Below are 25,264 nucleotides of genomic sequence, written 5' to 3'. Positions count from 1 at the left end.
GTTCCCGCAGAGAACGAGTCAAATGCGGACACAGGGGCGTCGCAACAGGGATGTGGGGCGACTCGGCCGAACGAAGGAGCGGCGGCCCGGGAGGAAAGGGCCGCCACGCGACGGGGGACGGGACGGCGACGGGGGACGGGATGGCGGTGGGGGACGGGACGGCGACGGTGTACGGGACGGCGGTGGGAGACGGGACGGGAAAGAAGCGCCGCGCGGGTCGTAACCGCGCGGCGCCCGGCGCGTTGTTCCCGGTGACGGCCGTGGCGGGGAAGACCCCCGAGCCCCCACCACGGCCGCTGAACCTCCGCCGGCCGTCCCCGGGCGACTAGGCGAGACCGGCGCGCTCCAGGGCCTCGCTGCCGGCCCGCAGGGAGGCGAGCCGCTCCTCCAGGGTGAAGCCGGCCGGGGCGAGGCTGAGGGTGGTGACCCCGGCGGCCGCGTAGGCCTTCATCCGGTCGGCGATGCGGTCGACGGAGCCCAGCAGCGTGGTCTTGTCGATGAGGTCCTGCGGGACCGCGGCGGCGGCGCCCTGCTTGTCCCCGGACAGGTACTTCTGCTGGATCTCGGCGGCTTCCTTCTCGTACCCCATGCGCTGCGCGAGCTTGTTGTAGAAGTTCTGCTTGGCGCTGCCCATGCCGCCGACGTACAGCGCGGTGTACGGGCGGAAGGTGTCGGCGAGCCGGGCCACGTCCTTGTCGTCGCCCAGGGCGAGCGGCAGGGTCGGGCAGACGTCGAACCCGTCGAGGGTCAGTCCGGCCTTCTCCCGGCCGGCGCGCAGGTACGAGATGGTGGTCTCCTCCAGGTGCTCGGCGGAGGGGAAGATCAGCAGCGCGCCGTCGGCGATCTCGCCGGTCTGCTCCAGGTTCTTCGGGCCGATCGCGGCGATGTACAGCGGGATGTGCTCGCGCTGCGGGTGGACGGTCAGCTTGATCGGCTTGCCCGGGCCGCCGGGCAGCGGCAGGGTCCAGTGCTCGCCCTCGTAGGTCAGCCGCTCCCGGGTCATGGCCCGGCGGACGATGTCCACGTACTCGCGGGTGCGGGCCAGCGGCTTGTCGAACTTGACGCCGTACCAGCCCTCGGAGACCTGCGGGCCCGAGACGCCGAGGCCGAGCCGGAACCGGCCGCCGGAGAGCGAGTCGAGCGTGGCCGCGGTCATCGCGGTCATCGCGGGCTGCCGAGCCGGGATCTGGAAGATGGCGGAGCCGACGTCGATGCGCTCGGTCTGCGCGGCGACCCAGCTGAGCACGGTGGCCGCGTCGGAGCCGTACGCCTCGGCGGCCCAGCACACGGAGTAGCCCAGCCGGTCGGCCTCCTGCGCCACTGCCAGGTTGTCGCCGTCCATTCCGGCGCCCCAGTAGCCGAGGTTGATACCGAGCTGCATACGCGATCCCCTTACCGATGAGTAACGTCCCTTTGGGCGTGACCCTAGCGCGAGGAGGGGGGCCGGGGGCAGAGCGAGGGTCCGCCGAGTCGCCGCCCGGACCGGGTACGGAGGCCGGCCGGGCGGGCGGGGCGAGGTCAAGGCCGGCCGGAGCCAGGGGCGGGAGTGAAGACCGGTCAGGGCGGGAGTGAAGACCGGTCGGAGCAGGGGTGAAGGCGGGTCGGGCGGGCAGGGCGGGTGCGGAGACCGGTCGGAGCAGGGGTGAAGGCGGGTCGGGCGGGCGGGGCGGGTGCGGAAGTCGGTCGGGGCGGGGGTGAAGGCGGGGCGGGCGGGCGGGGCGGGTACGGAGGCCGGTCGGGGCGGGGGTGAAGGCGGGGCGGGCGGTTCCGGGTGTTCCGGGGAGCCGTGGTGGCGTCGGCTCCGCGACGGCGCGTGCGGGCCGGTGGGGCCCGCGCCGCACCGGCCGGTCAGGTTGTCCACAGGCAACCCACCGCACCGGTTCTGGCCAGTAATCTCGCCCGCATGGAGCAGAGGCATCTCGGCCGTACCGGCCTGCGCGTGTCCCGGATCGGACTCGGCACCCTCACCTGGGGACGGGACACCGACGAGCACGACGCCGCTGACATGCTGAAGACGTTCTGGGAGGCCGGCGGCACCCTCGTCGACACGGCCGACGTGTACGGCGACGGAGAGGCGGAGTACCTGCTCGGGCGGCTTATGGAGGGCCTGGTACCGCGCCGGGACCTGGTCGTCTCCACGAAGGCGGGCAGCGTCCCCGATCCCGACCGCCGCTTCGACGGCTCCCGCGGCCACCTGCTCGCCGCGCTCGACGCCTCCCTGGCCCGGCTCGGCACCGACTACGTCGACGTGTGGCACGTACACGCCTACGACCCGGACACCCCGCTCGAGGAGACGCTCCAGGCCCTCGACATAGCGGTCAGCAGCGGCCGCGCCCGCTACGCCGGCGTCTCCAACTTCTGCGGCTGGCAGCTGGCCAAGGCGGCCACCTGGCAGCTCGCGGCGCCGGGCACGCGCACCCGGCTGGCCGGTACGCAGCTGGAGTACTCGCTGTTGCAGCGGGGCGCGGAGCGCGAGGTGCTGCCCGCCGCGCTCGACCTCGGCGTGGGCCTGCTGCCTTCCTCCCCGCTCGGCCGGGGCGTGCTGACGGGCAAGTACCGGCACACCACTCCCCCGGACTCCCGGGGTGCCTCCGAGCACTTGGCGCCGTTCGTCGAGCCGTACCTGGACGACACGGCGAGCCGGATCGTGGACGCGGTGACGACGGCCGCCGACGGGCTCGCGGTCACCCCGCTCCAGGTGGCCCTCGCCTGGGTCCGGGACCGGCCCGGGGTGGCCGCGCCGATCGTCGGCGCACGCAACGCGCAGCAGCTCACGGCGGCGTTGTCAGTGGAGGCCCTTAGTCTTCCTGACGAGATCTGCCGGGCGCTCGACGATGTGTCGGCGCCCGTGCACCGCTATCCCGATCACGACTGGAGCACGCTGTGAGCACGGAGCCGGAGACCACGGAGGAAGCCGGGCCGGGGACCCCGGAGACCACGGACACGGCCGGGGACCCGAGGGTCCAGGGCCCGGACACGGCGCCGGACGAGGACGGCACGGCAGAGGACGGCCCCGCTGCACCCGGGAGCGAGGGCACCGAAGCCGCCGCGGACGAGGGCGACTCCGCGGACGGCAGGGGCCAGACGGACTCCGGTGCCGCCGAGGGCGAGGGTGACGTGGCCGGTAGCGGCGCCGGGGCGGGCTCCGGCACCGCCGGGGGTGAGGGCGACTCCGGTGCCACCGAGGGCGAGGGCGACTCCGCGGGTAGCGGCGCCGCGGCGGGCTCCGGCACCGCCGAGGGTGAGGGCGACTCCGGTGCCGCCGCCGGGGGTGAGGGCGGCGCGCAGTTGTCCGAGGCCGAGGCCGAGCTGGCCGCGCAGAAGGTCGAGCGGGAGCGGATCCAGCGGCGCAAGGCCGACAAGCAGGGCCCGATCGCCAGCGGCGCCAAGCTGAGCGGCAAGGCCGCCGATCTGCTCGCGGCGGTCCGGGCCGTGGAGAGCGGCGAGAAGCCGACGGCCACCGTGTTCGCCGAGCCCGCACCGGAGCCCCGCCGCCCCGCACCGGAGCCCGTGCGCAGGCCCCAGCCCGCCCCCGCCCCGGCCGCACCCGCCGCGCCCCCTGTGGAGTCCGTCGACGCCGTGCGCCGCGTGCTCGGCGAGGGCGGCGCGCCCGACGCCCTGGCCCCGCAGGTGGCCGCCGCTCTCGGCGAAGGCGCTGCCGCCTCGCTCCGCGAGGACCCCTGGCAGCTGCTCCGGGTCGGCGGCGTGCGGCCGGACCAGGCCGACGGCTTCGCGCGGGCACTGCTCGGCGCCGCCTGCGGCCCGGACGACGAACGGCGGGGCCGCGCCCTGACCGGCTGGCTGCTGGAGCAGGCGGCGCTGGCCGGACACACCGCCCTGGAACTGCCCGCGCTCACCGCGGCGCTGGGCCGGCAGGGCGTGCCGGACCCGGACGCGGCGGTGCAGAGCACGCTCGCCGAGGGCGAGGCCCTGGTGTTCCAGGACGCCCTGGAGGAGCCCGGCACCCCCGCACCCCAGAACACGGACGAGGACGTGGAAGAGGAGCGGCCGGTCCGGGTCCTCGTCGGTCTCGAGCGGTACGCGCTGGCCGAGGAGAGCCTCGCTGACGGCCTGGCCCGGCTGGTCAACTCGCCGGCCAAGGAAGCCGGGCAGGCCTGGGAGGCGACGGCAGCGGGGCTGTCCGGCGGTGCGGCCGAGCTGGCCCGCGCGGTCGCCGGGCACGGCCTCGTGCTGCACACCGGCGGGGAGGCGGCCCGCGCCGAACCGGCCGCGCTGCTCGGCGCCGCCCGCGCCACCGGTCTGCGGGCCTTCGCCGCCTGCCACACGCCGGACGGGCACCGCCGCCTGGCCGCGCTGCCGGGCGCGGAGCAGGGCGTGGGCACGGTCGCCGGTCTGCTGTCCGGCGCCGAGGGCCCCGGCCGGGACGCCGAGGGCGCGCTCGAACTCGACCTGCTGATCGTGCTGGACGCGCCCCAGCTCGATGTGGAGACCGCCGCGATGCTGGTGGAGTCGCTGCCCGACGGCGCCCGGCTGGTGCTGAGCGGGGACCCGGGGGTCTTGTGGTCGGCCGGTCCGGGCCGCGTCTTCGCCGACCTGCTCGCGTCCCGCGTCTGCCCGCAGACCGCCTCCCGCGTCCCGGACCCGGGTCCCCTCGGGGAGCTGGTCTCCGGTGTCGGGGCCGGCGAGCTGAACCAGGTGGACGCGCCCGGCAAGGAGATCGTCATCGTCCCCGTGCGGGACGCGGGCGAGGCCGTGCACCGGACGGTGCAGCTGGTCGCGGACTCGGTGCCGCGGGCGATCGGCATCCCGGCCGACCAGACCGTGGTGATCACCCCGGGGCACGGTGGCGCCGCGGGCACCCGCGCGCTCAACACCGCCCTGAAGGAACGGCTCAACCCCGGCCCCGGCCGGTTCGGCGGATTCGACCCCGGCGACCGGATCGCCTACTCCCCAGCGCCGGGCCGCACGGTGCCGGGCGTGGTGGTGAGGGCCGACACGGACGGGCTGCACCTGTCGTGCGCGGGCGCTGCGGTCGTCGTACCGCGCGAGCGGGTGGAGAGCTGTGTCCGGCCCGGCTGGGCGCTGACCGCGCACCAGGCGGTGGGCGCCCGCTGGCCGGCGGCGGTCGTGGTGCTGCCCGGGGACGCGGCGCAGGCGCTCAGCAGGCCATGGGTGTACACGGCGTTCGGCCGGGCGGACCGGCATCTGTCCGTGGTGCACGGGGTGGAGCAGGCCCTGCCGAAGGCGGTCGCGGAGGTGCCGGCCAAGTCACGCACGACCCGTCTGCGGACGCTGCTGCGCACGCAGGAAGCGGACTGACTCTCTGCCCCGTACCGTCCCCGCCGCCGGTGCTCAGCCGCCCTCGTCCCCGCCCCCGTGACGGCGGACCACCACGAGGGCGGCCTCCGTGGATCCCCCGCACCCTCGAAGCAGGCTTTTGGGGTGCTCTCCGCGTCCTTGAAGCAGGCCCAGGGTTCCTCCGCCTCCTTGAAGCAGGCCCGGGGTTCCTCCGCCTCCTTCAGGCGGTGGGGACGGTGCGGGCGGTGCCGTGGGGGCCTCAGGCCCGGACGGCACCGCCGCCCCGGTCACTTCTCGGCGTCGATCGGCTCCAGCTCGTCCTCGTCGTCCTCCACGAAGTCGAGGTCGTCGTCGTCATCGTCGGAACCCTCGTCCTCGTCGAACACCGCGCTCACGTCGAACCGGCACACCACCTGCTGCGGATCGACCTGTTCGAACGGCGCCTCCAGCCACTCCCCGGCCTCGGGCGGCTCCTCGGCCGCGGTGACCCAGAGCGTGGAGTCGCCTTCCTCCAGGCCGAACTCCTTGTGCCGGGAGGCGATCTCGTCCGGTTCGAACTCGCCGAAGAGAACGCCCAGCGCCCCGGGAACGGTGCCGGCCGCCTCGGCGTCGTCGGTCGCGTCCTCGAACTCCGCCGCCTCGACCCGCTGGGCCTGCGCGAGCAGCCGCTGGGGCTCCGCCACGGTGTAGTCGCGGCGGATAAGCACGCTGACCGCGTTCGGTTCCTCCGGGCCGGCGTACGGCGGCAGCGCGTCCTCCGCTCCGGGGATCTCGAAGGGCGTGACCTCGTCGTAGCGGTCGTAGAGCAGCTCGTCGTAGGCCTCGGCGGCAGCGGCCAGCTGGTTGAACGCCTCCGAGACGGCCGGGTCGTCCTCCCCCGACCTGCGTTCGACCGCAGCCAGATGACGGTCGAGCGCGGTCTTGATCGCCTCGGCGGCGGCGCGTACCTCGGCAGCGGTGGGCTGCGCAGCATCAGACATAGTGCAGACGCTATCCGTACCGGGCACCAGCCCGCACAATAGATGCGATGCCGGAATACGAATTTGTCGACGTGTATGTACCTCGCGGGGTCTCCCGCAAGGAGGCGACGCGTCTGCTGACGGACCATGCCGAGTACGGACACTGGGAGTTGGACCGACTGAGCCTGCTGCGTGACGGCAGCCGCAGGGTGCGGCTGCGGCGGCGGATCATCCGCCAGGTGCGAGCCACGTGGTGAGGCGGGAAACCTGAACGGAGCGGGCCCGGCCGACATGGCAGGGCCCGCTCCGTCGTCCGGGCGGTACCACTTCTCGAGTGGGCACCGCCTTCTCGGGTAAGGGCGGTACCGCCTTCTCGGGTAAGAGCGGTACCGCCTTCGTGCCGGGCCGTACCGCCCTTCCACCCGGCGTTTTCCGCTACGCCGCGGCGCGCGCCTTGCGGTAGAGCAGGGCGCCCGTGAGCAGCGCGCCCGCGCCGACCGGCAGCGCGAGGCCCAGGGGCACCTCACTGCCGGTGTGGGCGAGCTGGGCGGTGGCCAGGGACGCTTCGGAGCGGTTCCCCTCCGCCTTGACCTGGGTGGAACCCTGGGCGGTGGTGCCCTTCTCGCCTCCCGTGCCGGTGTGGCCCGGCGTGCCGGGGTGCTGCGGGGAACCCGGGTGACCGGTGTGACCGTTGTGACCGGAGTCACCGTCGTGACCAGGGTGCCCCGGATGCCCCGGCTGTCCCGGATGCCCCGGCTGTCCCGGGCGTCCTGGCTGTCCCGGCTTCCCCGGCGGGTTGCCGTGCTCGCCGCCCGGCTGCGGGTTGTGGTGGCCGCCTCCGTTGGCGCAGTCGTCGCCGGCGGTGGCGTTGCCGGCGCCGATGACGTCGACGCCGTTGCCGCACACGTTCACCGGTACGTCGACCGGCACCTGCACCGTGTTGCCGGAGCCCACGCCCGGCGAGCCGCCGGTGTGGCCGTCGGCGTGCGAACCGCCGGAACCGCCGTGGCCGCCCGAGTCGCCGTAACCCCCCGACGTGTCGCCGTGGTTGGCACACTTGTTGCCCACCGCCGGGTTGAGGAGCCCGGCCACGTTCACGGTGTTGCCGCAGACGTTCACCGGAACGTGCACCGGCGCCTGCACCGTGTTGCCGGACAGTACGCCCGGTGAGCCGGCGGCGGTGCCCGCCGCGCCGGCGTCGGCGTGCGCGTAGCCGCTCGCGGCGGCGATCACGCCGGTGGCGGCCGCCATGGTCATCAGACCCTTGCGCGTGCCCTGTCGCATGCTGATCCCCCCTGCCTTCCGTACCTTCGTTTCGAAAGACCGGTCGGCCTCGGAGCGCATGGCACGCACTCCGAGGCCGACGGCCCGCAAGACGCCCCCCTCAGGGAGTCGGCGTCACTTGTTGAAGCAGGTGTTGCCGAAGGCGGGGTTCAGGAGCCCGATCACGTTGACCGTGTTGCCGCAGACGTTCACCGGAACGTGCACGGGCACCTGGACGACGTTGCCGGAGACGACACCCGGGGAGTGCACGGCGGCACCCTGGGCACCGGAGTCGGCGACGGCGAGGCCCGCGCCCGCGAGAACCAGCCCACCGGTGGCAGCCGCAGCAGCGACGACCTTCTTGATCATTCTTCCTCCTCATTGGCAATGCGACCCCAAGGTTCGGGATCACATCACCTGTAACGAGGAGGGGCTGATGAAGCTACGAACCGATCGTCGCATTCACCCTTCTCAGTCGGCCTCGCACGGCTGCCCGATTACCTGAGGGCAGAGCATCACGACGCGTCGATGAACCGGTCGAGGACCCGCACACCGAACTTCAGCCCGTCCACCGGCACCCGCTCGTCCACGCCGTGGAACATGCCGGCGAAGTCCAGCTCCGGCGGCAGCTTCAGCGGGACGAAGCCGAAACCGCGGATGCCGAGGTCGTCGAAGGACTTGGCGTCCGTACCGGCGGAGAGCATGTAGGGGATCGCCTTGGCGGCGGGGTCCTCGGCGAGCAGCGCGGACTGCATGGCCTCCACCAGGGCGCCGTCGAAGCTGGTCTCGACGGCCTTGTCGGTGTGCACGTCCTCGCGGCGGACGCGCGGTCCGAGCAGCCGGTCGAGGTCGCTCAGGAACTCCTCCTCGTGACCCGGCAGGAACCGTCCGTCGAGGTGGGCGGTGGCCTCGCCCGGGATCACGTTGACCTTGTACCCGGAGGCCAGCTGGGTTGGGTTGGCGGTGTTCCGCAGACTGGCGCCGATCAGCTTGGCGATGCCGCCGAGCTTGGCGATGGTGGCCTCCATGTCCTCCGGGTCCAGCTCGGTACCGAGCGCGTCGCCCAGCTCGTCGAGGAAGGCCCGGGTGGTCTTGGTGACCCGTACCGGGAACGTGTGCCGGCCGACCCGGGCGACGGCCTCCGACAGCTCGGTGATGGCGTTGTCGCGGTGGATCATCGACCCGTGCCCGGCGGTGCCGGCCACGGTGAGCTTCATCCAGTGCATGCCCTTCTCGGCCGTCTGGATCAAGTAGAGCCGCCGCTGCTCGTTCACGGTGAACGAGAAACCGCCGACCTCGCTGATCGCCTCGGTGACACCCTCGAACAGCTCGGGGTGGTTGTCGACCAGGTGCCGGGCGCCGTAGGTGCCGCCCGCCTCCTCGTCGGCGAGGAAGGCGAGCACGATGTCCCGCGGGGGCCGGCGCCCGCTGCGCAGCCGGTCGCGGACGACCGCGAGGGTCATCGCGTCCATGTCCTTCATGTCGACGGCACCACGCCCCCACACGCACCCGTCGGCGATCTCGCCGGAGAACGGGTGGTGGGTCCAGTCGCCGGCGTTGGCCGGCACGACGTCCAGGTGGCCGTGGATCAGCAGGGCGGGCCGGGACGGGTCCTCGCCCTCGATGCGGGCCACCGTGGAGGCGCGGCCGGGGTGCGACTCGTAGATCCGGGGTTCCAGCCCGACCTCCGCGAGCTTTTCCGCGACCCACTCGGCGGCCTTGCGCTCGCCCGGGCCGGAGTGGTCGCCGTAGTTGCTGGTGTCGAACCGGATCAGCTCGCGGCAGAGGTCCACGACCTCGTCCTCGCCGGTGACGCCCCTGGCCGTGTCCGTGTCGCTCACGCTGCTTCCTCCCGCTGTCACTGCTGGTGGTCGCCCTCATCCTCTCTCCGGCCCGGGTCCGGGCCCAAGACCGGTGCCGGCCCGTCACGCGGCGTTCACGCGGGGCGGGGGGTGATCAGCCACCTCCGAAAGCCTGGTAATGTTTCCTTCGTCGCCGCGAGGGAAACCCCGCCGAAAGGGAAGAACTCGCACGACAGACACCTTGTCCGGGTGGCGGAATGGCAGACGCGCTAGCTTGAGGTGCTAGTGCCCTTTATCGGGCGTGGGGGTTCAAGTCCCCCCTCGGACACCAGTGAGGGCCCCTGATCATCAGGGGCCCTCTGCTTTTCCCCCGCCAGGGGAACGCTTCTCCCGCACCCCCGGGAACGCTTCTCCTCCACCCCCCGGGAACGCTTCTCCCGCACCGGCCGGACGCACGTCCCTCGTGCCGGCGCCGCACGCGCGGGGCGTCCGACCGCCACACCAACTGACCCCAGATGTCCGCATTTTGGCGACCGTGTGGGCCATCTCTCGTCCGCCGTGCAGATCGGCAGGTCAGCGGCCCGGGCCGGTCACCGAGCGCATCCGAACAGCCCCGTCCGAGTGGTCGGACGAAGGGGCCGAGCCTAGCGTCGTACTAAGATTTCCGGTTTGTTACCCGGCCGGACCCGACGTGAGGACCTGATGGCAGCCATAGACGAGAGCAGTGCTCTCGGCCTGCTCGAGGAAGAGATCCGCACGCAGTTCGGCGACAGGGCGCGCTTCTCGGCGGGGCCCGCCGCCTCGCCGCGCACCCTGGTCGACGTCTTCGACGCGTCCGTGCGGTCCTATCCGGACGAGCCGGCGCTGGACGACGGTACCCGCCGCCTCACCTACCGTGCCCTGGCCGCGGAGGTGGACCGGCTGCGGCTGCGGCTCGCCGCCGCGGGGGTCGGGCTCGGCGACCGGGTCGGGGTGCGGGTCCCCTCCGGGACCAATGACCTGTACGTCGCGATCCTCGCGGTTCTCGCCGCCGGTGCCGCCTACGTGCCCGTCGACGCCGAGGACCCGGACGAGCGGGCCGAGCTGGTGTTCGGCGAGGCGGACGTACGGGCCGTCGTCGGGGCCGGGCACCGGATCACCGTCAACGGCGCCTCCACGGTCCCGGCCGGCCGTCCGGGTGCCGAGCACGACGCCTGGATCATCTTCACCTCCGGGTCCACCGGCAAGCCGAAGGGCGTCGCCGTCACCCACCGCAGCGCCGCCGCCTTCGTGGACGCCGAGGCCGCGCTGTTCCTGGCCGAGGAGCCGATCGGTCCCGGGGACCGGGTCATGGCGGGGCTGTCCGTCGCCTTCGACGCGTCCTGTGAGGAGATGTGGCTGGCCTGGCGGTACGGCGCCTGTCTGGTGCCGGTGCCCCGGTCGCAGGTCAGGAGCGGTGCCGATCTCGGGCCCTGGCTGGTCGAGCAGGAGATCACCGTGGTCTCGACCGTGCCGACACTGGCCGCGCTCTGGGAACCCGAGACCCTGAACGACGTTCGGCTGCTGATCTTCGGCGGTGAGGCCTGCCCGCCCGAGCTGGCCCAGCGGCTGGTCACCGAGGGGCGCGAGGTGTGGAACACCTACGGGCCGACCGAGGCGACCGTGGTGGCCTGTGCGGCGCTGATGACGGGTGAGGAGCCGGTCCGGATCGGTCTGCCGCTGAACGGCTGGGAACTCGCCGTCGTCGACGACGCCGGGGAGCCCGTCGCCATGGGGGACAGCGGGCAGCTCGTGATCGGCGGGGTCGGTCTCGCGCGGTACCTGGACCCAGGGAAGGACGCGGAGAAGTACGCGCCGCTTCAGTCCCTGGGCTGGGAGCGGGCGTACCGGAGCGGTGACCTGGTACGGGCCGAGCCCGAGGGGCTGGTCTTCCTGGGGCGGGCCGACGAGCAGATCAAGCTCGGCGGCCGGCGCATCGAGCTGGGCGAGGTGGACGCCGCGCTGCAGGCGCTGCCCGGCGTGGCCGGGGCCGCCGCCGCCGTGCGCACCGCCCGCAGCGGCAATCAGCTCCTCGTCGGTTATGTGGTGACCCAGGACGGCTGGGACCAGGCGGCCGCCGTGGAGAAGCTGCGGGCCGTGCTGCCCGCCGCGCTGGTGCCGCTGCTCGCGCCGGTCGCCGAGCTGCCGACCCGGACCTCCGGGAAGGTGGACCGGGCCGCCCTGCCGTGGCCGCTGGAGGGCGTGGAGACGCCCAGGGCCGACCTGTACGGCACCGAGGCCTGGCTCGCCGAGCAGTGGGCCGAGGTGCTGGGCATCCCGGTGACCGGCGCCTTTGACGACTTCTTCGCGATCGGCGGCGGCAGTCTGGCCGCCGCCCAGCTCACCACCCGGCTGCGCGCCCGCTACCCGAGCGCCGCCGTCCTCGACATCTACCAGCAGCCCGTCCTGCGCAAGCTGGCCCGGCGGCTGGAAGCCTCGGCGCCGGACGACGGCGCCCGGCGCACCGTCGCCCCGGTGCCGGTCCGCGCCCAGGTCGTCCAGCTCCTGCTGCTCCTGCCGCTGGTGACGCTGCTCGGGCTGCGCTGGATGCTGGTCCTGGCCGCGGCCGGGAACCTGCTGCCCGGGCATGCCTGGCTGCCGACCGCCCCCTGGTGGCTGCTCACGGCCGGCGCCCTGCTGTTCTTCACCCCGCCCGGGCGGATCGCGCTCGCGGCGGGCGGGGCGCGGCTGCTGTTGCGCGGGGTCGCGCCCGGGCGGTATCCGCGCGGTGGCGGCGTGCACCTGCGGCTGTGGGCGGCCGAGCGGCTGGCCGAGTTCAGCGGGGCCACCGCGCTGACCGGGTCGTGGCTGGAGCGGTACGCGCGGGCGCTGGGCGCCCGGGTGGGGCCCGAGGTGGACCTGCACTCGCTGCCGCCGGTCACCGGCATGCTCAAGCTGGGCCGGGGCGCGGCCGTGGAGTCCGAGGTGGACCTCTCCGGGTACTGGCTGGACGGCGACCGGCTGGAGATCGGTCCGGTGAAGGTCGGGGCGCACGCCGTCGTCGGGACGCGCAGCGTGCTGTTCCCGGGCGCGCGGGTCGGCAAGCGGGCCGAGGTTGCGGCGGGGTCGGCGGTCACCGGGCAGGTGCCCACCGGGCAGCGCTGGGCGGGCGCGCCCGCGGTCAAGCTCGGCAAGGCCAAGCGCAACTGGCCCAGGGAGCGGCCGCAGCGGGGCACGTACTGGCGGGTGATGTACGGGGTGACGGGCTTCGCGCACGGTGCCCTGCCGCTGGTCGCGGGCGTGGCCGCGCTGCTGGTCGCCCGGGTGTTCGTGGCACCGGGCGGCTCGCCGGCGCAGGCGCTGCGGGGGGTCGCGCTCGGGCTGGTGCCGGCGACACTCGCCTACGGGCTGGCGTACGCGCTGCTGATCCTGGCCGGGGTGCGCGTGCTCAGCCTGGGGCTGCGTGAGGGCACGCATCCGACGCACGGCCGGGTCGGCTGGCAGGCGTGGACCGTGACCCAGCTGATGGACCGGTCCCGGGAGACGCTGTTCCCGCTGTACGCGGGTCTGGTCACGCCGGTGTGGCTGCGGCTGCTGGGGATGCGGATCGGGCGGGGCGCCGAGGTGTCGACGGTGCTGGCGCTGCCGAGCCTGACCACCGTCGGGGACGGGGCGTTCCTCGCGGACGACACGCTGACGGCGCCGTACGAGCTGGGGGGCGGCTGGGTCCGGATCGGTCGTGCGGAGATCGGGCGGCGGGCGTTCCTCGGCAACTCCGGGATGACCGCGCCCGGGCGGAGCGTGCCGGACGGCGGCCTGGTCGGTGTGCTCTCGGCGACGCCGAAGAAGGCGAAGAAGGGCACGTCGTACCTGGGGCTGCCGCCGGTGAAGCTGCCGCGCAGTGCGGCCGGCGGGGACCAGAGCCGTACGTACGAGCCGCCGGCCCGGCTGCTGTGGGCGCGTGGTCTGGTGGAGCTGTGCCGGATCGTGCCGGTGCTGTGCTCGGCGGCGCTGGCCGCGGTGACGGTGCTGGCGCTGGGTGCGCTGGGGGTGTGGGCCTGGGCCCTGGCGGGGCTGGTGCTGGTGGCGGCGGGGGTCTGCGCGGGGGTCGTGTCCGTCGTGGCGAAGTGGCTGCTGGTGGGGCGGCACCGGGCCGGGGAGCATCCGCTGTGGAGTGCGTTCGTGTGGCGCAACGAGCTGGCGGACACGTTCGTCGAGGTGCTGGCGGTGCCGTGGCTGGCCGGGGCGGTGCCGGGGACGCCGGTGATGACGGCGTGGCTGCGCGGGCTCGGTGCCCGCATCGGCAGGGGCGTCTGGGTGGAGAGCTACTGGCTGCCGGAGACGGACCTGGTGACCCTCGGGGACGCGGCCACCGTGAACCGCGGCTGTGTCCTGCAGACTCACCTCTTCCATGACCGGATCTTGCGGACGGATACTGTGGTCCTCCGTGAGGGCGCCACGCTGGGTCCTGGCGGAATCGTGCTGCCCGGCAGCACGATCGGGGCCCGTACGACCCTGGGTCCCGCGTCGCTCGTCATGGCCGCGGAGTCCGTCCCGGACGACACCCGCTGGCTCGGCAACCCGATCGAGGCATGGCGTCCGTGAGCGCGGGCCACCGGGGTCCTCGTGGGTGAGGCAGGGGCGCCGGCAGGCAGTGGTGGCACAGCGCAGGGAGCGGACACAGCAGTGGCAGTTCAGCAGTCGGCCGGACGGGACTCGTACTTCCCGGACAACGGTGACGCCCGCTTCCGGGTGCACCGCTACGAACTCGCGCTGGACTACCGCCCGGGCCCGAACCGGCTGGCCGGCACCGCCCGGATCAACGCCATCGCGGGGCGGGCGGCGCTCACCGAGTTCCAGCTCAACCTGGCCGACTTCCGGATCGGCCGGGTGCGGGTGGACGGCCGGCAGCCGCACTACACACACCGCGGCGGCAGGCTGCGCATCCGCCCGGCCAAGCCCGTGCGGGCCGGGGCCGCCTTCACGGTCGAGGTGCACTGGTCCGGCAATCCGCGGCCGGTGGCCAGCCCCTGGGGCGGGCTCGGCTGGGAGGAGCTGGAGGACGGGGCGCTGGTGGCCAGCCAGCCGGTGGGGGCGCCGTCCTGGTATCCGTGCAACGACCGGCCCGCCGACAAGGCTTCGTACCAGATCTCGGTGACCACGCCGTCCGCGTACGCGGTGGTCGCGGGCGGGCGGCTGCTGACCCGTACGACGAAGGCCTCGACGACCACCTGGGTGTACGAGCAGTCCGCGCCCACGTCCAGTTATCTCGTCGGGCTGGTGATCGGCAAGTACCAGACGGTGCTCCTCGGCGACCCGGGTCCCGGGGGCATTCCGCAGCACGGGCACATTCCGGCGCAGCTGCTCCCCGAGTTCTCCCGGGACTTCGCGCGGCAGCCCGCGATGATGGAGCTGTTCCAGGAGCTGTTCGGGCCGTACCCGTTCGACGAGTACGCGGTCGCGGTGACCGAGGAGGAACTCGATGTGCCCGTCGAGGCGCAGGGGTTGTCGCTGTTCGGTTCCAACCACGTGGACGGTGCGCGGGGTTCGGAGCGGCTGGTGGCGCACGAGCTGGCGCACCAGTGGTTCGGCAACTGTGTGACCATCGCCGACTGGCGGCACATCTGGCTGAACGAGGGCTTCGCGAAGTATGCGGAGTGGCTGTGGTCCGAGCGCTCGGGTGGCCGTAGCGCGCAGCAACTGGCCGCCGCCGCACACCGGTTGCTGGGCACGCTGCCGCAGGACCTCGAACTGGCCGACCCGGGCCGCAAGTCGATGTTCGACGACCGGGTCTACGAGCGGGGCGGACTGACCGTGCACGCGGTGCGCTGCGCGCTGGGCGACGAGGCGTTCTTCCGCATGGTGCGCGGCTGGGTGCGGCTGCACCGGAACGGGTCGGTGACGACGGAGACGTTCACCGCGCATGCGGCCCGGTTCGCGGACGAGCCGCTGGACGGACTGTTCGGGGCCTGGCTGTACGGGACGGCCCTGCCCCCGCTGCCGGCGCCGGGCGCACGGGCGGCCGGCTAGACCTCGGGGCGGTGCCGGTCCGGGACGTCGCGCGGGGCGGCGGGCACGCTCGTACGGTGGTGGGAGACGCCCTGCACGGGCGAGGGGGCGTGCGTTCCAGGAGGTTGAACGGATGAGCACCGCCGCAGACACCAGGCATTCCGCGCACGCGACGGAGCGGCAGCCGGCCGGCTTCGCCGAGAGGGTCTGCGCGAGGGCCTGAACCGGTCTCCGTGGCCAGGCGCAACGAGGAGGTAGAGGCGCTCCTGCGGGAGTACGCCGATCTCGTCGCGATCACCGGGGGCGACGCCTTCAAAGCCCGCGCCTACGAGAAGGCGGCGCGGGCGATCGGCGGGTACCCGGCCGACGTCTCCGCGCTGGACGCGGAGGGGCTGCGGGAGATCCCGAACGTGGGCCGGTCGATCGCCGAGAAGGTGGCCGAGTACCTGCGCACGGGCAGGATGGCGGTGGTCGAGGAGCGGCGCGCGATGATCCCCGCCGGGGTGCGGGAGCTGATCTCGATCCCGGCCCTGGGGCCGAAGAAGGCGCTGCGGCTCTACGAGGACCTGCACATCTCGTCGGTGGACGAGCTGGCCGCGGCGATCGAGGCGGACGCGCTGGCCGATCTGAAGGGCTTCGGCGAGAAGACGCAGGAGAACATCCGGCACGGGATCGAGCTGCTCCGGCGGGCGGGCGCCCGGGTGCCGCTCCCGTCGGCCCTGGACACCGCCGAGGAGATCGTCGCCGAGCTGTCCGGTGTGACGGGCTGCAGGCGCTGTGCCTACGCGGGTTCGCTGCGCCGGATGCGGGAGACCGTCGGTGACCTGGACGTGCTGGTCGCGGCGGAGCGGTCGGCGCGGTTCATGGAGGCGCTGTGCGAGCTGCCGGTCACCGCCGAGGTCGTCGCGCGGGGCACGAAGAAGACGTCGGTGCGCACCGGCAAAGGGCTCCAGGTGGACCTGCGGGTGGTGCCGCCGGAGTCGTGGGGGGCGGCGATGCAGTACTTCACCGGTTCCAAGGCGCACAACATCCGTACCCGGACCATCGCCGTGCACCTGGGGCTGAAGCTCTCGGAGTACGGCCTGTTCGACGCCGAGAGCGGGGAGTCGGTCGCCTCCCGCACCGAGGACGAGGTGTACGCGCGGCTCGGTCTGCCGTGGATCCCGCCGACGCTGCGGGAGGACCGCGGGGAGATCGAGGCGGCGCTGCGCGGCGAGCTGCCCGAGGTGGTGACGGAGCGGGACGTGCGGGGTGATCTGCACACCCACACCGATCTCACGGACGGCCTGGCGTCGCTGGAGGCGATGGTGGAGGCGGCCGCCGAGCGCGGCTACGCCTACTACGCGGTCACCGATCACGCGCCCGACCTGTACATGCAGCGCATGACGGAGGAGAAGATCCTCGCGCAGCGGGAGCGGGTGCGGGAACTGGACGGCACCCGGCGGCGGATGCGGTTGCTGCACGGCACCGAGCTGAACATCGGCCCGGAGGGGGAGGTGGACTGGCCGGCGGAGTTCCTGGCCGGTTTCGATCTGTGCGTGGCCTCGCTGCACTCGCACTTCGACCTGAGCCGGGAGGCGATGACCCGCCGGCTGGTGCGGGCCTGCGAGAACCCGTACGTCGACGTCATCGGGCATCCGACGACGCGGCTGATCGGCCGGCGTCCCGGTGTGGACGCGGACTGGGACGAGGTGTTCGCCGCCTGTGCGCGCACCGGCACCGCGCTGGAGGTCAACTCCCAGCCGGACCGGCTCGATCTGCGCGACGAGGACATCCTGCGGGCCAAGGCGTACGGGGTGAAGTTCGCGGTGAACACGGACGCGCATGCCGTGCCGCACCTCGGGCAGTTGCGGTACGGCGTGGCCACCGCGCAGCGCGGCTGGCTCACCCGGGACGACGTGGTCAACACATGGCCGCTGACCCGGCTGCGCCGGTTCCTGCGCAGACCGGGCCGGAGCTGACCCCGGGTCTCACGGCGGCGCGCCGGCGCGCAGGGGCCGGACCGTGAGGGTGCCGCCGTCCGTCTGCTCGACGCGGGTGCCGAGGTCGCGGGCGTGCCGGTCGAGGACGCCGCACAGCCAGGCGGTGTCGTCGGCCGAGGCGTGTTCCAGACGCATCCGGCGTGCCTGGAGCGGCACCATCCGCAGACCGGTCAGCCGGCCGGTGCCGGGCTCGAGCGACACCAGGTACAGCATCCGCAGGTCGTCGCGGTAGCGCTCGTAGCCGCCGATGCCCTCGTAGTCGTCGACGAGGTCGCCGCAGCCGTACAGGACGAGCTTGCCGTGGTAGACCTCCGGGGGGCGCGGATGGTGCGAGGAGTGTCCGTGGACGACGTGGGCGCCCGCGTCGATCAGGGCGTGGGCGAAGCGGACCTCGTCGCGGGAGGGGGTGTAGCCCCAGTTGGGGCCCCAGTGGACGGAGGCGACGACGATGTCGCCCGGCCGCCCGGTCCGCCGGAGGCGGTCGGCGAAGTCCTGGGCGGCGGCCGCGGTCGGCGCGGCGGCCAGGGCGACGCCGGGCCGTTCGGGGGTGGCGGCCCAGCCGTGCGGGATCCCGCTGGACGGCATCCCGAAGGCGAAGACGAGGACGCGTCCGGCCGGCCGCAGCGGGACGATCGCCGGGTGCCACGCCGCGGCACGGTGGCCGGCCCCGGCGGTGCGCAGCCCGGCCGCCGCCAGGGAGCCGAGCGTCTCCGCGAGCCCGGGGAGTCCGAAGTCGAGGACGTGGTTGTTGGCGAGGACGCACACGTCGGGGCGGGCGGCGGCGAGGCAGGGCAGGTTGGCGGGGTGCATGCGGTAGTGGACGGCCTTGCCCGGTGCGAAGTCGCCGTCCCGGGTGACGGCGGTCTCGAGGTTGATCACCCGCACGTCCGGCGCGGCCCGCTCCAGGACCGCCAGGGCCTCGCCCCAGGGCCAGGCGGGGTCGACGGGCCGGGGTATCGGCCCGTTCGCCGCCTCCGCCAGGGCGACGTACTCGCGGGCGTCGCGCACGTAATCCTCGCGCAGGGCCGGGTCACCGGGGTGCGGGAGGATCTGGTCGACGCCCCTGCCGAGCATGACGTCTCCGGCGAGGAACAGGGTGACGGCGTCCTCGCGCACGGTCCGCGGCTATACGTGCGCGGGTGCCATGTGGTCCGCGAACCAGTCGCGGGCCAGTTCGGTCACCCTCTCCAGCGTGCCGGGCTCCTCGAAGAGGTGGGTGGCGCCGGGGACGACCTCCAGCCGGTTCTCGCAGCGGAGCCGGGCCTGTGCGTCGCGGTTGAGGTCCAGCACGAGCGGATCGGCGCCGCCGACGATGAGCAGGGTGGGTGCGGTCACCTCGGGCAGCCGGACTCCGGCGAGGTCGGGCCGGCCGCCCCGGGAGACGACCGCGGCGGGCCGTGCCGAGGGTTCGGCGGCGGCCCACAGGGCGGCGGCCGCGCCGGTGCTGGCGCCGAACCAGCCGACGGCCAGGCCCTCGGCGTCGGGTTCGTCGCGCAGCCAGTCGGTGGCGTCCAGCAGCCGGCCGGCCAGCAGGGCGATGTCGAACACGTTGCCGCGGTCGGCCTCTTCCGCGTCGGTGAGGAGGTCGAACAGCAGGGTGCCGAGGCCGGCCCGGTGCAGTCCCCCGGCGACGAACCGGTTGCGTGGGCTGTGCCTGCTGCTGCCGCTGCCGTGGGCGAAGACCACGACGCCGGTGGCGTCGTCGGGCAGGGTGAGCCGCCCGCCGAGCCGTACGGCACCGGCCGTCACGGTCACCTCCCGGTCGGCGGATCCGGCGCCCGCGGCGTGCCGGTGGCGGTGGGCCGCCTGCCGCAGGCAGGTGGTCACCTCCTCGTCGGCGACCTGGTCGAAGTCGGCGTAGAACTGGCCGACCGCGGCGAAGGCGAAGGGCTTCTCCAGGCAGACCAGGTCGTCGGCGTCCCCGCCCAGCCGGTGGGCGAGGTCCCGCGGGGCGACGGGGACCGCCAGTACGATCCGGGCGGCGCCCCGGGCCCGGGCGATACGGCAGGCGGCGCGGGCGGTGGAGCCGGTGGCCACGCCGTCGTCGACGACCACCGCGGTCCGGCCGGCGACGTCGACGGGGGGCGCTTGACCGCGGTAGCGGGCGCCTCGTTCCTCGAGGACCCGGCGTTCGCGTTCCTCGACGCGGGCGAGATCGTCCGGCGAGACGCCGGTGCCGCGCAGCACCTCCTGGTTGATCACGCGGACGCCGCCCTCGCCGATCGCTCCCATGCCCAGCTCCGGCTGGTACGGCACGCCCAGTTTCCGCACCAGGCAGACGTCCAGGGGTGCGTCGAGGGCCGCGGCGACCTCGGCCGCGACGGGCACCCCTCCCCGTGGCAGGCCGAGCACCACCAGGTCCTGGCCCCGCAGGTATTCCAGGCGGGCGCCCAGCCGGCGTCCCGCTTCGAGCCGGTTGCCGAAGCGCACGGTGGGGCTCCTTCACTCCCGCGGCGCCCAGAGCGGTGTCGGACCGTCCGTGTCGGCCGCGCCGGTCGCCTTCATGTCGCCGTCGGCGGCGCGCAGCAGCAGGCGGCCCATGGCGATCAGCGCGCGTCCGGCGGCGAGTTCGTCACCGATGTCGGGCATCGCCCGGTCGTAGGGGCTCCGGCGGGCCTCCGCGTGGCTCTCCAGTACGTTGTCGCCGGTGTCGAGGACGATCCGGGCGGTGGTGTCGGGATCGTGCTCGGACAGGTACAGGTTCAGCCGCCATTCCTTCACGGCCGGTGGACGGCTGAGCAAGGGATCGGTCATGGTCCGTCTCGCCTCCCTGTGCTGCGGAGCGGGGCGTCGGCGTCCTTCCGTGGCGCGTGCGTCCGGCCCCTTCCACTGTGCACCCGGCCTGCGGCGGACGCCTCCCCTGCGCCGGGCAGAATGAGCCCATGACCTCGCGCTCCTGCCCCTGCGGACTCCCCCGTTCCTACGACGCCTGCTGCGGCCGCTTCCTCCCCGTCGGCTCGGCGCCCGCGCCGACCGCCGAGTCACTGATGCGGTCGCGGTACAGCGCGTTCGTGCGGGGGGACGCGGGGTATCTGCTGCGCACCTGGCATCCCCGGACCCGGCCCGAGCGGCTGGAGCTGGACCCGCGCATGCGGTGGACGGGTCTGGAGATCCTCGGCGGCACCGACGGGTCCGCGTTCCACACCACGGGCACGGTCACTTTCCGGGCCTCCTACCGGGGCGGCTCGCTGCACGAGCGGAGCCGGTTCGAGCGGGTGGAGGGGGCGTGGGTGTACGTCGACGGGGACTTCCTGGACGACTAGCCGGCCCCGGCTCGCCCTGGGAACAACGGGTGTAGGGCTCCCCGGGAACATCCGGTCCCGTGGAAACCTCCGGCCCCGGCCCGCACGGGGCGGCCGGGCTAGGGCGCCAGGATGTCCAGTTCCTGGAGGGCGCCCGCGGTGATCTGCCGGGTCAGTTCCTCGGCGCGTGCCTCGTCGCCCGCGCGGACCGCCTCGGCCACCTGCACGTGCAGGGTGACGGCCGCCGGGTCGGGGTCCTCGAACATCACCTCGTGGTGGGTGCGTCCGGCCAGCACCTCCGCGACGACGTCGCCGAGGCGGGCGAACATCTCGTTGCCGGAGGCGGCGAGGATCACCCGGTGGAAGGCGACGTCGTGGACCAGGTACTCCTCGAGCTTGTGGCCTCGTGAGTTGGCGACCATACCGAGGGCGCACTCGGTGAGTTCGGCGCACTGCTCGGGCGTGGCGTGCTTCGCGGCGAGGCCGGCCGCCGCGGGTTCGACGGCGGAGCGCAGCACGGTCAGCGAGCGCAGCTGGTGCGGGCGGTCGGCGCCGGCGAGGCGCCAGCGGATGACCTGGGGGTCGTAGACGTTCCACTCGGTCTTCGGGCGGACCGTGACCCCGACCCGGCGGCGGGACTCGACCAGGTGCATCGACTCGAGCACGCGGACCGCCTCGCGCATGACGGAACGTGACACCTCGAAGTGCTGTGCCAGTTCGTCGGTGCGCAGAACGCTGCCCGGCGGGTACTCGCCCGCAGTGATCGCGGGGCCGAGGGTGTCGAGTACATGGCCGTGCAGCCCCCGGCCCGGTGTGGTCATGCACTCAGCGTACGGCGTGGATCACAGAGACAAAAAGTCAGACTTATAAGTCACAGACTCTTGAATTCGTCGTACCTAATGGGTTTCAGTGTGGCGACGCCGCAGCGGCGTCGGATGTCGAGGAAGACAGCGAGGCAGTGATGCGAACCCCCCAGGTCGTCGTCGTGATGGGCGTCGCGGGGACGGGCAAGACGACGATCGGTCCCTTGCTCGCCGCGCGGCTGGGCGTCCCGTACGCCGAGGGCGACGACTTCCACCCCCAGGCCAACATCGACAAGATGTCGGCCGGGATCCCGCTCGACGACGCCGACCGGTGGCCGTGGCTCGACGCCATCGGGCACTGGGCGCACGGCCGGGCCGGACTGGGCGGGGTGGTCAGCAGCTCGGCACTGAAGCGGGCGTACCGCGACCGGCTGAGGTCCGTGGCCCCGGGGGCGGTGTTCCTGCACCTCACGGGCGACCGCCGGCTGATCGAGGAGCGGATGACACAGCGGCAGGGGCATTTCATGCCCACCGCGCTGCTGGACTCCCAGTTCGCCACGCTCCAGCCGCTCGAGGCGGACGAGGCGGGCGTCGCCGTGGACGTGGGCGGCAGCCCGCAGGAGATCACCGAGCGCGCCGTGCGGGCACTCGCGGCGCTCGCCGACACCACGGGCGGCTCCCAGTAGCCCCGGTCGCTCCCGGCAGCTCCTTCCAGGACATCCCCTTCAGCTCCCCCGTAACCGCAAGGGAACCCCCGTGACCAGACTCAGCGTCGAGATGCTGGCAGCGGACGCGCCCGCGCCGATCACCTCCGCCGGACACGCCCAGCTGGGCATCGCCGTCCTGGTGGGCATCGCCGCCATCGTCCTGCTCATCACCAAGTTCAAGCTCCATGCCTTCCTGGCGCTGACCATCGGGTCGCTCGCGCTCGGAGCGGTCGCCGGGGCACCGCTCGACAAGGCCATCCTCAGCTTCACCACCGGGCTCGGCTCCACCGTGGCCGGCGTGGGCGTCCTGATCGCGCTCGGGGCGATCCTGGGCAAGCTCCTCGCCGACTCCGGCGGCGCCGACCAGATCGTCGACACGATCCTGGCCAAGGCCGGGGGACGCGCGATGCCCTGGGCGATGGTGCTGATCGCCTCGGTGATCGGTCTGCCGCTGTTCTTCGAGGTCGGCATCGTGCTGCTGATCCCGGTCGTGCTGATGGTCGCCAGGCGGGGCAACTACTCCCTGATGCGCATCGGCATCCCGGCCCTGGCCGGCCTGTCCGTGATGCACGGGCTCATCCCGCCGCACCCCGGCCCGCTGGTCGCGATCGACGCGCTCCACGCCAACCTGGGCGTGACCCTGGCGCTCGGCATCCTGGTCGCCGTCCCGACCGTGATCATCGCCGGTCCGCTGTTCTCCAAGGTCGCGGCCCGCTGGGTGGACGTCCCCGCACCCGAGCGGATGCTGCCGCAGCGCGCCTCCGAGGAACTGGAGCGCCGTCCGGGCTTCGGCGCGACGCTCGGCACCGTCCTGCTGCCGGTGGTGCTGATGCTGGCCAAGGCCCTGGTCGACATCGTCGTCGACGACCCGGCGAACAGGACCCAGCGTGTCTTCGACGTCGTCGGCTCCCCGCTGATCGCCCTGCTCGCCGCCGTGCTCGTCGGCTTCTTCACGCTGGGCCGGCCCGCCGGGTTCACCAGGGACCGCCTCCAGCAGACCGTCGAGCGGGGCCTGATGCCGATCGCCGGCATCCTCCTGATCGTCGGCGCGGGGGGCGGCTTCAAGCAGACGCTGATCGACTGCGGTGTGGGCCAGATGATCCTGGACGTCTCCAAGGACTGGTCGATCCCGGCACTGCTGCTGGGCTGGCTGATCGCGGTGGCGATCCGGCTGGCGACCGGCTCGGCGACGGTGGCGACGGTATCGGCGGCCGGCCTGGTCGCTCCGCTCGCGGCCGACATGTCGACCACCCACGCGGCTCTCCTGGTGCTCGCCATCGGCGCGGGCTCGCTCTTCTTCAGCCAGGTCAACGACGCCGGATTCTGGCTGGTGAAGGAGTACTTCGGGCTGACCGTCGGACAGACCGTCAAGACCTGGTCCGTGATGGAGACCATCATCTCGGTGGTCGCCGGCGGCCTGGTGCTGCTGCTGTCCCTGGTGATCTAGCAGCCGTACGACGACGGCCCGCTGCGCCTAGTGGACGATGCGCACGACCGAACCGGCCGCGGGATCCCCGTACTCCGAGATGAGCTGGGCGTCGCTCATGCGGTCGACCTCCTCGTTGCGCTGGACGGGGAAGATCACATGGGTGTCCTGGTCCGTCCAGTACTCGACGACACGGAGCGTGTCGGTGGCTCTGCTCATCCTCTGCTCCCTTCCGGTCCCACCTGGAACGTGGGATTCAGGGTGCGTCCGGGCACGTCACGGGGTCAACAGGAATCGGGGGTTCCATTTTGCCTTCCGGAAGGCTAGGTTCCGGTTACCCCGCGAGGGCGCCCTTCGAGGCGTCGGCCCGCCGGTCCCGGGACGGCGGGCCGCGCGGGGGCCAACTCAGGGGCGCCACAAGGGATGCTCCCGCTGGGCCCATTCCCCGCTCACCCGGCCCGTCCGCAGCCCCTTGCGGGCCTCCGGGTCCCCGAGCGCCATGCCGATGTGCCCGGCCAGGACCACGCCGATGGTCAGGGCCAGCCAGTCGTGCACGAAGGTGGCCGAGGTGCGCCACATCAGCGGGGTGACGTGGGTGAACCACATCATCAGGCCTGTGCCGAGCATCACCAGGGTCGCGCCGGCGATCCAGGCCGCGTAGACCTTCTGGCCGGCGTTGAACTTCCCGGCCGACCGGGAGGAGCGGCGCTTGTCGCGGCGCAGCGCGGCGCGCAGCCAGACCCTGTCGTGCGGGCCGAAGCGGTTGAGGAAGCGCAGGTCGGCACGGAACGCCCGGGAGGCCAGGCCCAGCAGGACGGGCACCGGCAGGGCGACGCCCGCCCACTGGTGGACGCGGACGACCAGCTCGCGACGGCCGACCAGCACCGCCAGCTGGGGGATGTAGAGGAAGGCCGCCGTCACCACGCAGACGCCCATCAGTGCGGCCGTGCCGCGGTGGACCCACCGTTCGGCCCGGGTGAAGCGGTGGACGCGGGCGCCGGGCGGGGCCGGGGTCTCAGCTCGTAGGCTCATCGGTCCGTCCGTTCGAGCGGCCGACCCAGGCGTCGACGTCGTAGCCGAGGTTCTCCCAGTAGCCGGGCTTCACGCGGTCGGTGACGGTGATGCCGGAGAGCCACTTGGCCGACTTGTAGAAGTACATGGGCGCGACATAGAGGCGGGCCGGACCGCCGTGGTCGTGGCCGATGTCCTTGTCCTGCATGCGCAGGGCGACCAGTACGTCCGGCCGGCCGGCCTGGTCCAGCGTGAGGCTCTCGCTGTAGGTGCCGTCGAAGCAGGTGAAGCGGACGGCCCTGGCGGAGGAGCGGACGCCGGCCGCGTCCAGCAGGCGGGAGAGGCGGACGCCTTCGAAGGGGGTGCCGGGGACCCGCCACCCGGTGACGCACTGGACGTCCTTGACCAGCCGGGTCTGCGGCAGGGCGCGCAGCTCGGCGAGGGTGTAGCTGCGCGGGTGGTCGACCAGGCCGTCGACGGTGAGGCGGTAGTCGGCGGCGGTCCTGTGCGGGACGGAGGCGGCGACGGAGTAGTAGCGGAAGCCGCCGCCGTTGGGCAGCAGACCGGTCAGGCCGGTGGGGTCCTGGCCGGCCACACCGCCGAGCAGGCTTTCCATGCCGCGCTGGAGCGTGGGGGCGGCGACGACGCCGAGCGCGCCCAGGCCGAGGGTACCGAGGAAGACCCGGCGGCCGATCGGCCGGCCGGACTGATCCTCGGACTGTTCAGGGTTCACGTTCTCATTCGAGCACTCGGGGCCGTGCGGGGCCAGGGATCCGGGTCTGCGGTCAGGGTTCCGTAAGACTTCCTACGCGCCCCGTCCCGTTCTACGGCTCGCGGGGCCCC

21 protein-coding genes and 1 tRNA gene are annotated in these 25,264 nt (G+C 73.4%); 10 read left to right on the top strand and 12 right to left on the bottom strand.

What is annotated here, in order from left to right; all coding sequences use genetic code 11:
* Positions 1–325 precede the first annotated feature (325 nt).
* Positions 326–1,381, bottom strand: a complete 1,056-nt coding sequence (locus JK359_RS30830; protein ID WP_201842566.1) for an LLM class F420-dependent oxidoreductase — start codon at positions 1,379–1,381, stop codon at positions 326–328.
* Positions 1,382–1,903: 522 nt separating this feature from the next.
* Here JK359_RS30830 and JK359_RS30825 point away from each other — a divergent pair.
* Positions 1,904–2,887 (top strand): aldo/keto reductase, encoded by a 984-nt coding sequence (locus JK359_RS30825; protein WP_201842565.1) that lies wholly within the window; start codon positions 1,904–1,906, stop codon positions 2,885–2,887.
* Complete coding sequence (locus JK359_RS30820; RefSeq protein ID WP_201842563.1) at positions 2,884–5,280, top strand: helix-hairpin-helix domain-containing protein; 2,397 nt, start codon at positions 2,884–2,886, stop codon at positions 5,278–5,280. Before JK359_RS30825 ends, JK359_RS30820 begins: the two co-directional genes overlap by 4 nt.
* A gap of 266 nt (positions 5,281–5,546) precedes the next feature.
* Here JK359_RS30820 and JK359_RS30815 read toward each other — a convergent pair whose 3' ends face one another.
* Entirely contained in the window at positions 5,547–6,239 is a 693-nt protein-coding gene (locus JK359_RS30815; protein ID WP_201842561.1) for a hypothetical protein, read from the bottom strand.
* Between the two features lie 47 nt (positions 6,240–6,286).
* Between JK359_RS30815 and JK359_RS30810 the strand changes: the two genes are divergently transcribed.
* On the top strand, positions 6,287–6,475 hold the full coding sequence (locus tag JK359_RS30810; protein ID WP_014671721.1) for a DUF5703 family protein: 189 nt from the start codon (positions 6,287–6,289) through the stop codon (positions 6,473–6,475).
* A gap of 178 nt (positions 6,476–6,653) precedes the next feature.
* On the opposite strand, the gene JK359_RS40245 is transcribed toward JK359_RS30810, so the two are convergent.
* The 3 genes from JK359_RS40245 to JK359_RS30795 all read right to left on the bottom strand — a co-directional run bounded on the left by JK359_RS40245 (position 6,654) and on the right by JK359_RS30795 (position 9,322).
* Positions 6,654–7,502: a chaplin family protein gene (locus JK359_RS40245; RefSeq protein ID WP_201842559.1), complete on the bottom strand. Its 849-nt coding sequence runs from the start codon at positions 7,500–7,502 to the stop codon at positions 6,654–6,656.
* Between the two features lie 114 nt (positions 7,503–7,616).
* Positions 7,617–7,850, bottom strand: coding sequence for a chaplin ChpH (chpH, locus tag JK359_RS30800; protein WP_201842557.1), 234 nt, complete (start codon positions 7,848–7,850; stop codon positions 7,617–7,619).
* A 146-nt stretch (positions 7,851–7,996) separates the two neighbouring features.
* Positions 7,997–9,322 (bottom strand): M20/M25/M40 family metallo-hydrolase, encoded by a 1,326-nt coding sequence (locus tag JK359_RS30795; RefSeq protein ID WP_201842555.1) that lies wholly within the window; start codon positions 9,320–9,322, stop codon positions 7,997–7,999.
* A 204-nt stretch (positions 9,323–9,526) separates the two neighbouring features.
* Here JK359_RS30795 and JK359_RS30790 point away from each other — a divergent pair.
* From JK359_RS30790 to polX, 4 genes are all read left to right on the top strand, one after another.
* A tRNA-Leu gene (locus JK359_RS30790) sits at positions 9,527–9,614 on the top strand.
* Positions 9,615–9,985: 371 nt separating this feature from the next.
* Entirely contained in the window at positions 9,986–13,846 is a 3,861-nt protein-coding gene (locus JK359_RS30785; protein WP_201842553.1) for a Pls/PosA family non-ribosomal peptide synthetase, read from the top strand.
* An 81-nt stretch (positions 13,847–13,927) separates the two neighbouring features.
* The gene (locus JK359_RS30780; RefSeq protein WP_201842551.1) at positions 13,928–15,271 is read left to right on the top strand and encodes a M1 family metallopeptidase; all 1,344 of its coding nucleotides are present in this window, start codon (positions 13,928–13,930) and stop codon (positions 15,269–15,271) included.
* A 212-nt stretch (positions 15,272–15,483) separates the two neighbouring features.
* Positions 15,484–17,211: a DNA polymerase/3'-5' exonuclease PolX gene (polX, locus tag JK359_RS30775; protein WP_201842549.1), complete on the top strand. Its 1,728-nt coding sequence runs from the start codon at positions 15,484–15,486 to the stop codon at positions 17,209–17,211.
* 9 nt (positions 17,212–17,220) lie between these two features.
* Here polX and JK359_RS30770 read toward each other — a convergent pair whose 3' ends face one another.
* From JK359_RS30770 to JK359_RS30760, 3 genes are read right to left on the bottom strand one after another with little or no spacing between them, the layout of a single operon-like run.
* The gene (locus JK359_RS30770; RefSeq protein ID WP_201842547.1) at positions 17,221–18,348 is read right to left on the bottom strand and encodes a CapA family protein; all 1,128 of its coding nucleotides are present in this window, start codon (positions 18,346–18,348) and stop codon (positions 17,221–17,223) included.
* A gap of 9 nt (positions 18,349–18,357) precedes the next feature.
* Positions 18,358–19,662: a phosphoribosyltransferase family protein gene (locus JK359_RS30765; RefSeq protein ID WP_201842545.1), complete on the bottom strand. Its 1,305-nt coding sequence runs from the start codon at positions 19,660–19,662 to the stop codon at positions 18,358–18,360.
* Between the two features lie 12 nt (positions 19,663–19,674).
* Positions 19,675–19,986, bottom strand: coding sequence for a dsRBD fold-containing protein (locus JK359_RS30760; protein ID WP_201842543.1), 312 nt, complete (start codon positions 19,984–19,986; stop codon positions 19,675–19,677).
* Between the two features lie 128 nt (positions 19,987–20,114).
* Between JK359_RS30760 and JK359_RS30755 the strand changes: the two genes are divergently transcribed.
* Positions 20,115–20,495, top strand: coding sequence for a YchJ family protein (locus tag JK359_RS30755; RefSeq protein ID WP_201842540.1), 381 nt, complete (start codon positions 20,115–20,117; stop codon positions 20,493–20,495).
* A 98-nt stretch (positions 20,496–20,593) separates the two neighbouring features.
* On the opposite strand, the gene JK359_RS30750 is transcribed toward JK359_RS30755, so the two are convergent.
* Entirely contained in the window at positions 20,594–21,295 is a 702-nt protein-coding gene (locus tag JK359_RS30750) for a FadR/GntR family transcriptional regulator (RefSeq protein ID WP_201842539.1), read from the bottom strand.
* A gap of 140 nt (positions 21,296–21,435) precedes the next feature.
* Here JK359_RS30750 and JK359_RS30745 point away from each other — a divergent pair, with 140 nt between their 5' ends.
* Positions 21,436–21,963, top strand: coding sequence for a gluconokinase (locus JK359_RS30745; protein WP_201842537.1), 528 nt, complete (start codon positions 21,436–21,438; stop codon positions 21,961–21,963).
* 70 nt (positions 21,964–22,033) lie between these two features.
* On the top strand, positions 22,034–23,431 hold the full coding sequence (locus tag JK359_RS30740) for a GntP family permease (RefSeq protein ID WP_201842535.1): 1,398 nt from the start codon (positions 22,034–22,036) through the stop codon (positions 23,429–23,431).
* Between the two features lie 27 nt (positions 23,432–23,458).
* Here JK359_RS30740 and JK359_RS30735 read toward each other — a convergent pair whose 3' ends face one another.
* The 3 genes from JK359_RS30735 to JK359_RS30725 form a co-directional block, all read right to left on the bottom strand.
* Positions 23,459–23,629: a hypothetical protein gene (locus JK359_RS30735; RefSeq protein ID WP_201842533.1), complete on the bottom strand. Its 171-nt coding sequence runs from the start codon at positions 23,627–23,629 to the stop codon at positions 23,459–23,461.
* Positions 23,630–23,815: 186 nt separating this feature from the next.
* A complete protein-coding gene (locus JK359_RS30730; RefSeq protein WP_201842531.1) occupies positions 23,816–24,442 on the bottom strand; it encodes a cytochrome b/b6 domain-containing protein in 627 nt (208 codons plus the stop codon).
* Positions 24,426–25,154 carry a molybdopterin-dependent oxidoreductase gene (locus JK359_RS30725; protein WP_201842529.1) on the bottom strand — a complete coding sequence of 243 codons (729 nt, stop codon included), beginning with the start codon at positions 25,152–25,154 and terminating at the stop codon, positions 24,426–24,428. The genes JK359_RS30730 and JK359_RS30725 overlap by 17 nt, the downstream gene beginning before the upstream one ends.
* Between the last annotated feature and the right edge of the window lie 110 nt (positions 25,155–25,264).

This window comes from Streptomyces actinomycinicus (assembly GCF_016741775.1).
In the GTDB taxonomy this organism is placed as follows: Bacteria; Actinomycetota; Actinomycetes; order Streptomycetales; family Streptomycetaceae; genus Streptomyces; species Streptomyces actinomycinicus.
Note: the sequence above shows the minus strand (reverse complement) of the source record. Positions and strands in the feature narration are given on the sequence as shown.

Excerpts from the sequence above, each read along its gene's own strand:
- JK359_RS30785 (WP_201842553.1), top strand. The coding sequence starts at position 9,986 with ATGGCAGCCATAGACGAGAGCAGTGCTCTCGGCCTGCTCGAGGAAGAG.
- JK359_RS30730 (WP_201842531.1), bottom strand. The coding sequence starts at position 24,442 with ATGAGCCTACGAGCTGAGACCCCGGCCCCGCCCGGCGCCCGCGTCCAC.
- JK359_RS30830 (WP_201842566.1), bottom strand. The coding sequence starts at position 1,381 with ATGCAGCTCGGTATCAACCTCGGCTACTGGGGCGCCGGAATGGACGGC.
- JK359_RS30825 (WP_201842565.1), top strand. The coding sequence starts at position 1,904 with ATGGAGCAGAGGCATCTCGGCCGTACCGGCCTGCGCGTGTCCCGGATC.
- JK359_RS30810 (WP_014671721.1), top strand. The coding sequence starts at position 6,287 with ATGCCGGAATACGAATTTGTCGACGTGTATGTACCTCGCGGGGTCTCC.
- JK359_RS40245 (WP_201842559.1), bottom strand. The coding sequence starts at position 7,502 with ATGCGACAGGGCACGCGCAAGGGTCTGATGACCATGGCGGCCGCCACC.
- JK359_RS30750 (WP_201842539.1), bottom strand. The coding sequence starts at position 21,295 with ATGACCACACCGGGCCGGGGGCTGCACGGCCATGTACTCGACACCCTC.
- JK359_RS30760 (WP_201842543.1), bottom strand. The coding sequence starts at position 19,986 with ATGACCGATCCCTTGCTCAGCCGTCCACCGGCCGTGAAGGAATGGCGG.
- JK359_RS30815 (WP_201842561.1), bottom strand. The coding sequence starts at position 6,239 with ATGTCTGATGCTGCGCAGCCCACCGCTGCCGAGGTACGCGCCGCCGCC.
- JK359_RS30755 (WP_201842540.1), top strand. The coding sequence starts at position 20,115 with ATGACCTCGCGCTCCTGCCCCTGCGGACTCCCCCGTTCCTACGACGCC.
- chpH (WP_201842557.1), bottom strand. The coding sequence starts at position 7,850 with ATGATCAAGAAGGTCGTCGCTGCTGCGGCTGCCACCGGTGGGCTGGTT.
- JK359_RS30735 (WP_201842533.1), bottom strand. The coding sequence starts at position 23,629 with ATGAGCAGAGCCACCGACACGCTCCGTGTCGTCGAGTACTGGACGGAC.
- JK359_RS30745 (WP_201842537.1), top strand. The coding sequence starts at position 21,436 with ATGCGAACCCCCCAGGTCGTCGTCGTGATGGGCGTCGCGGGGACGGGC.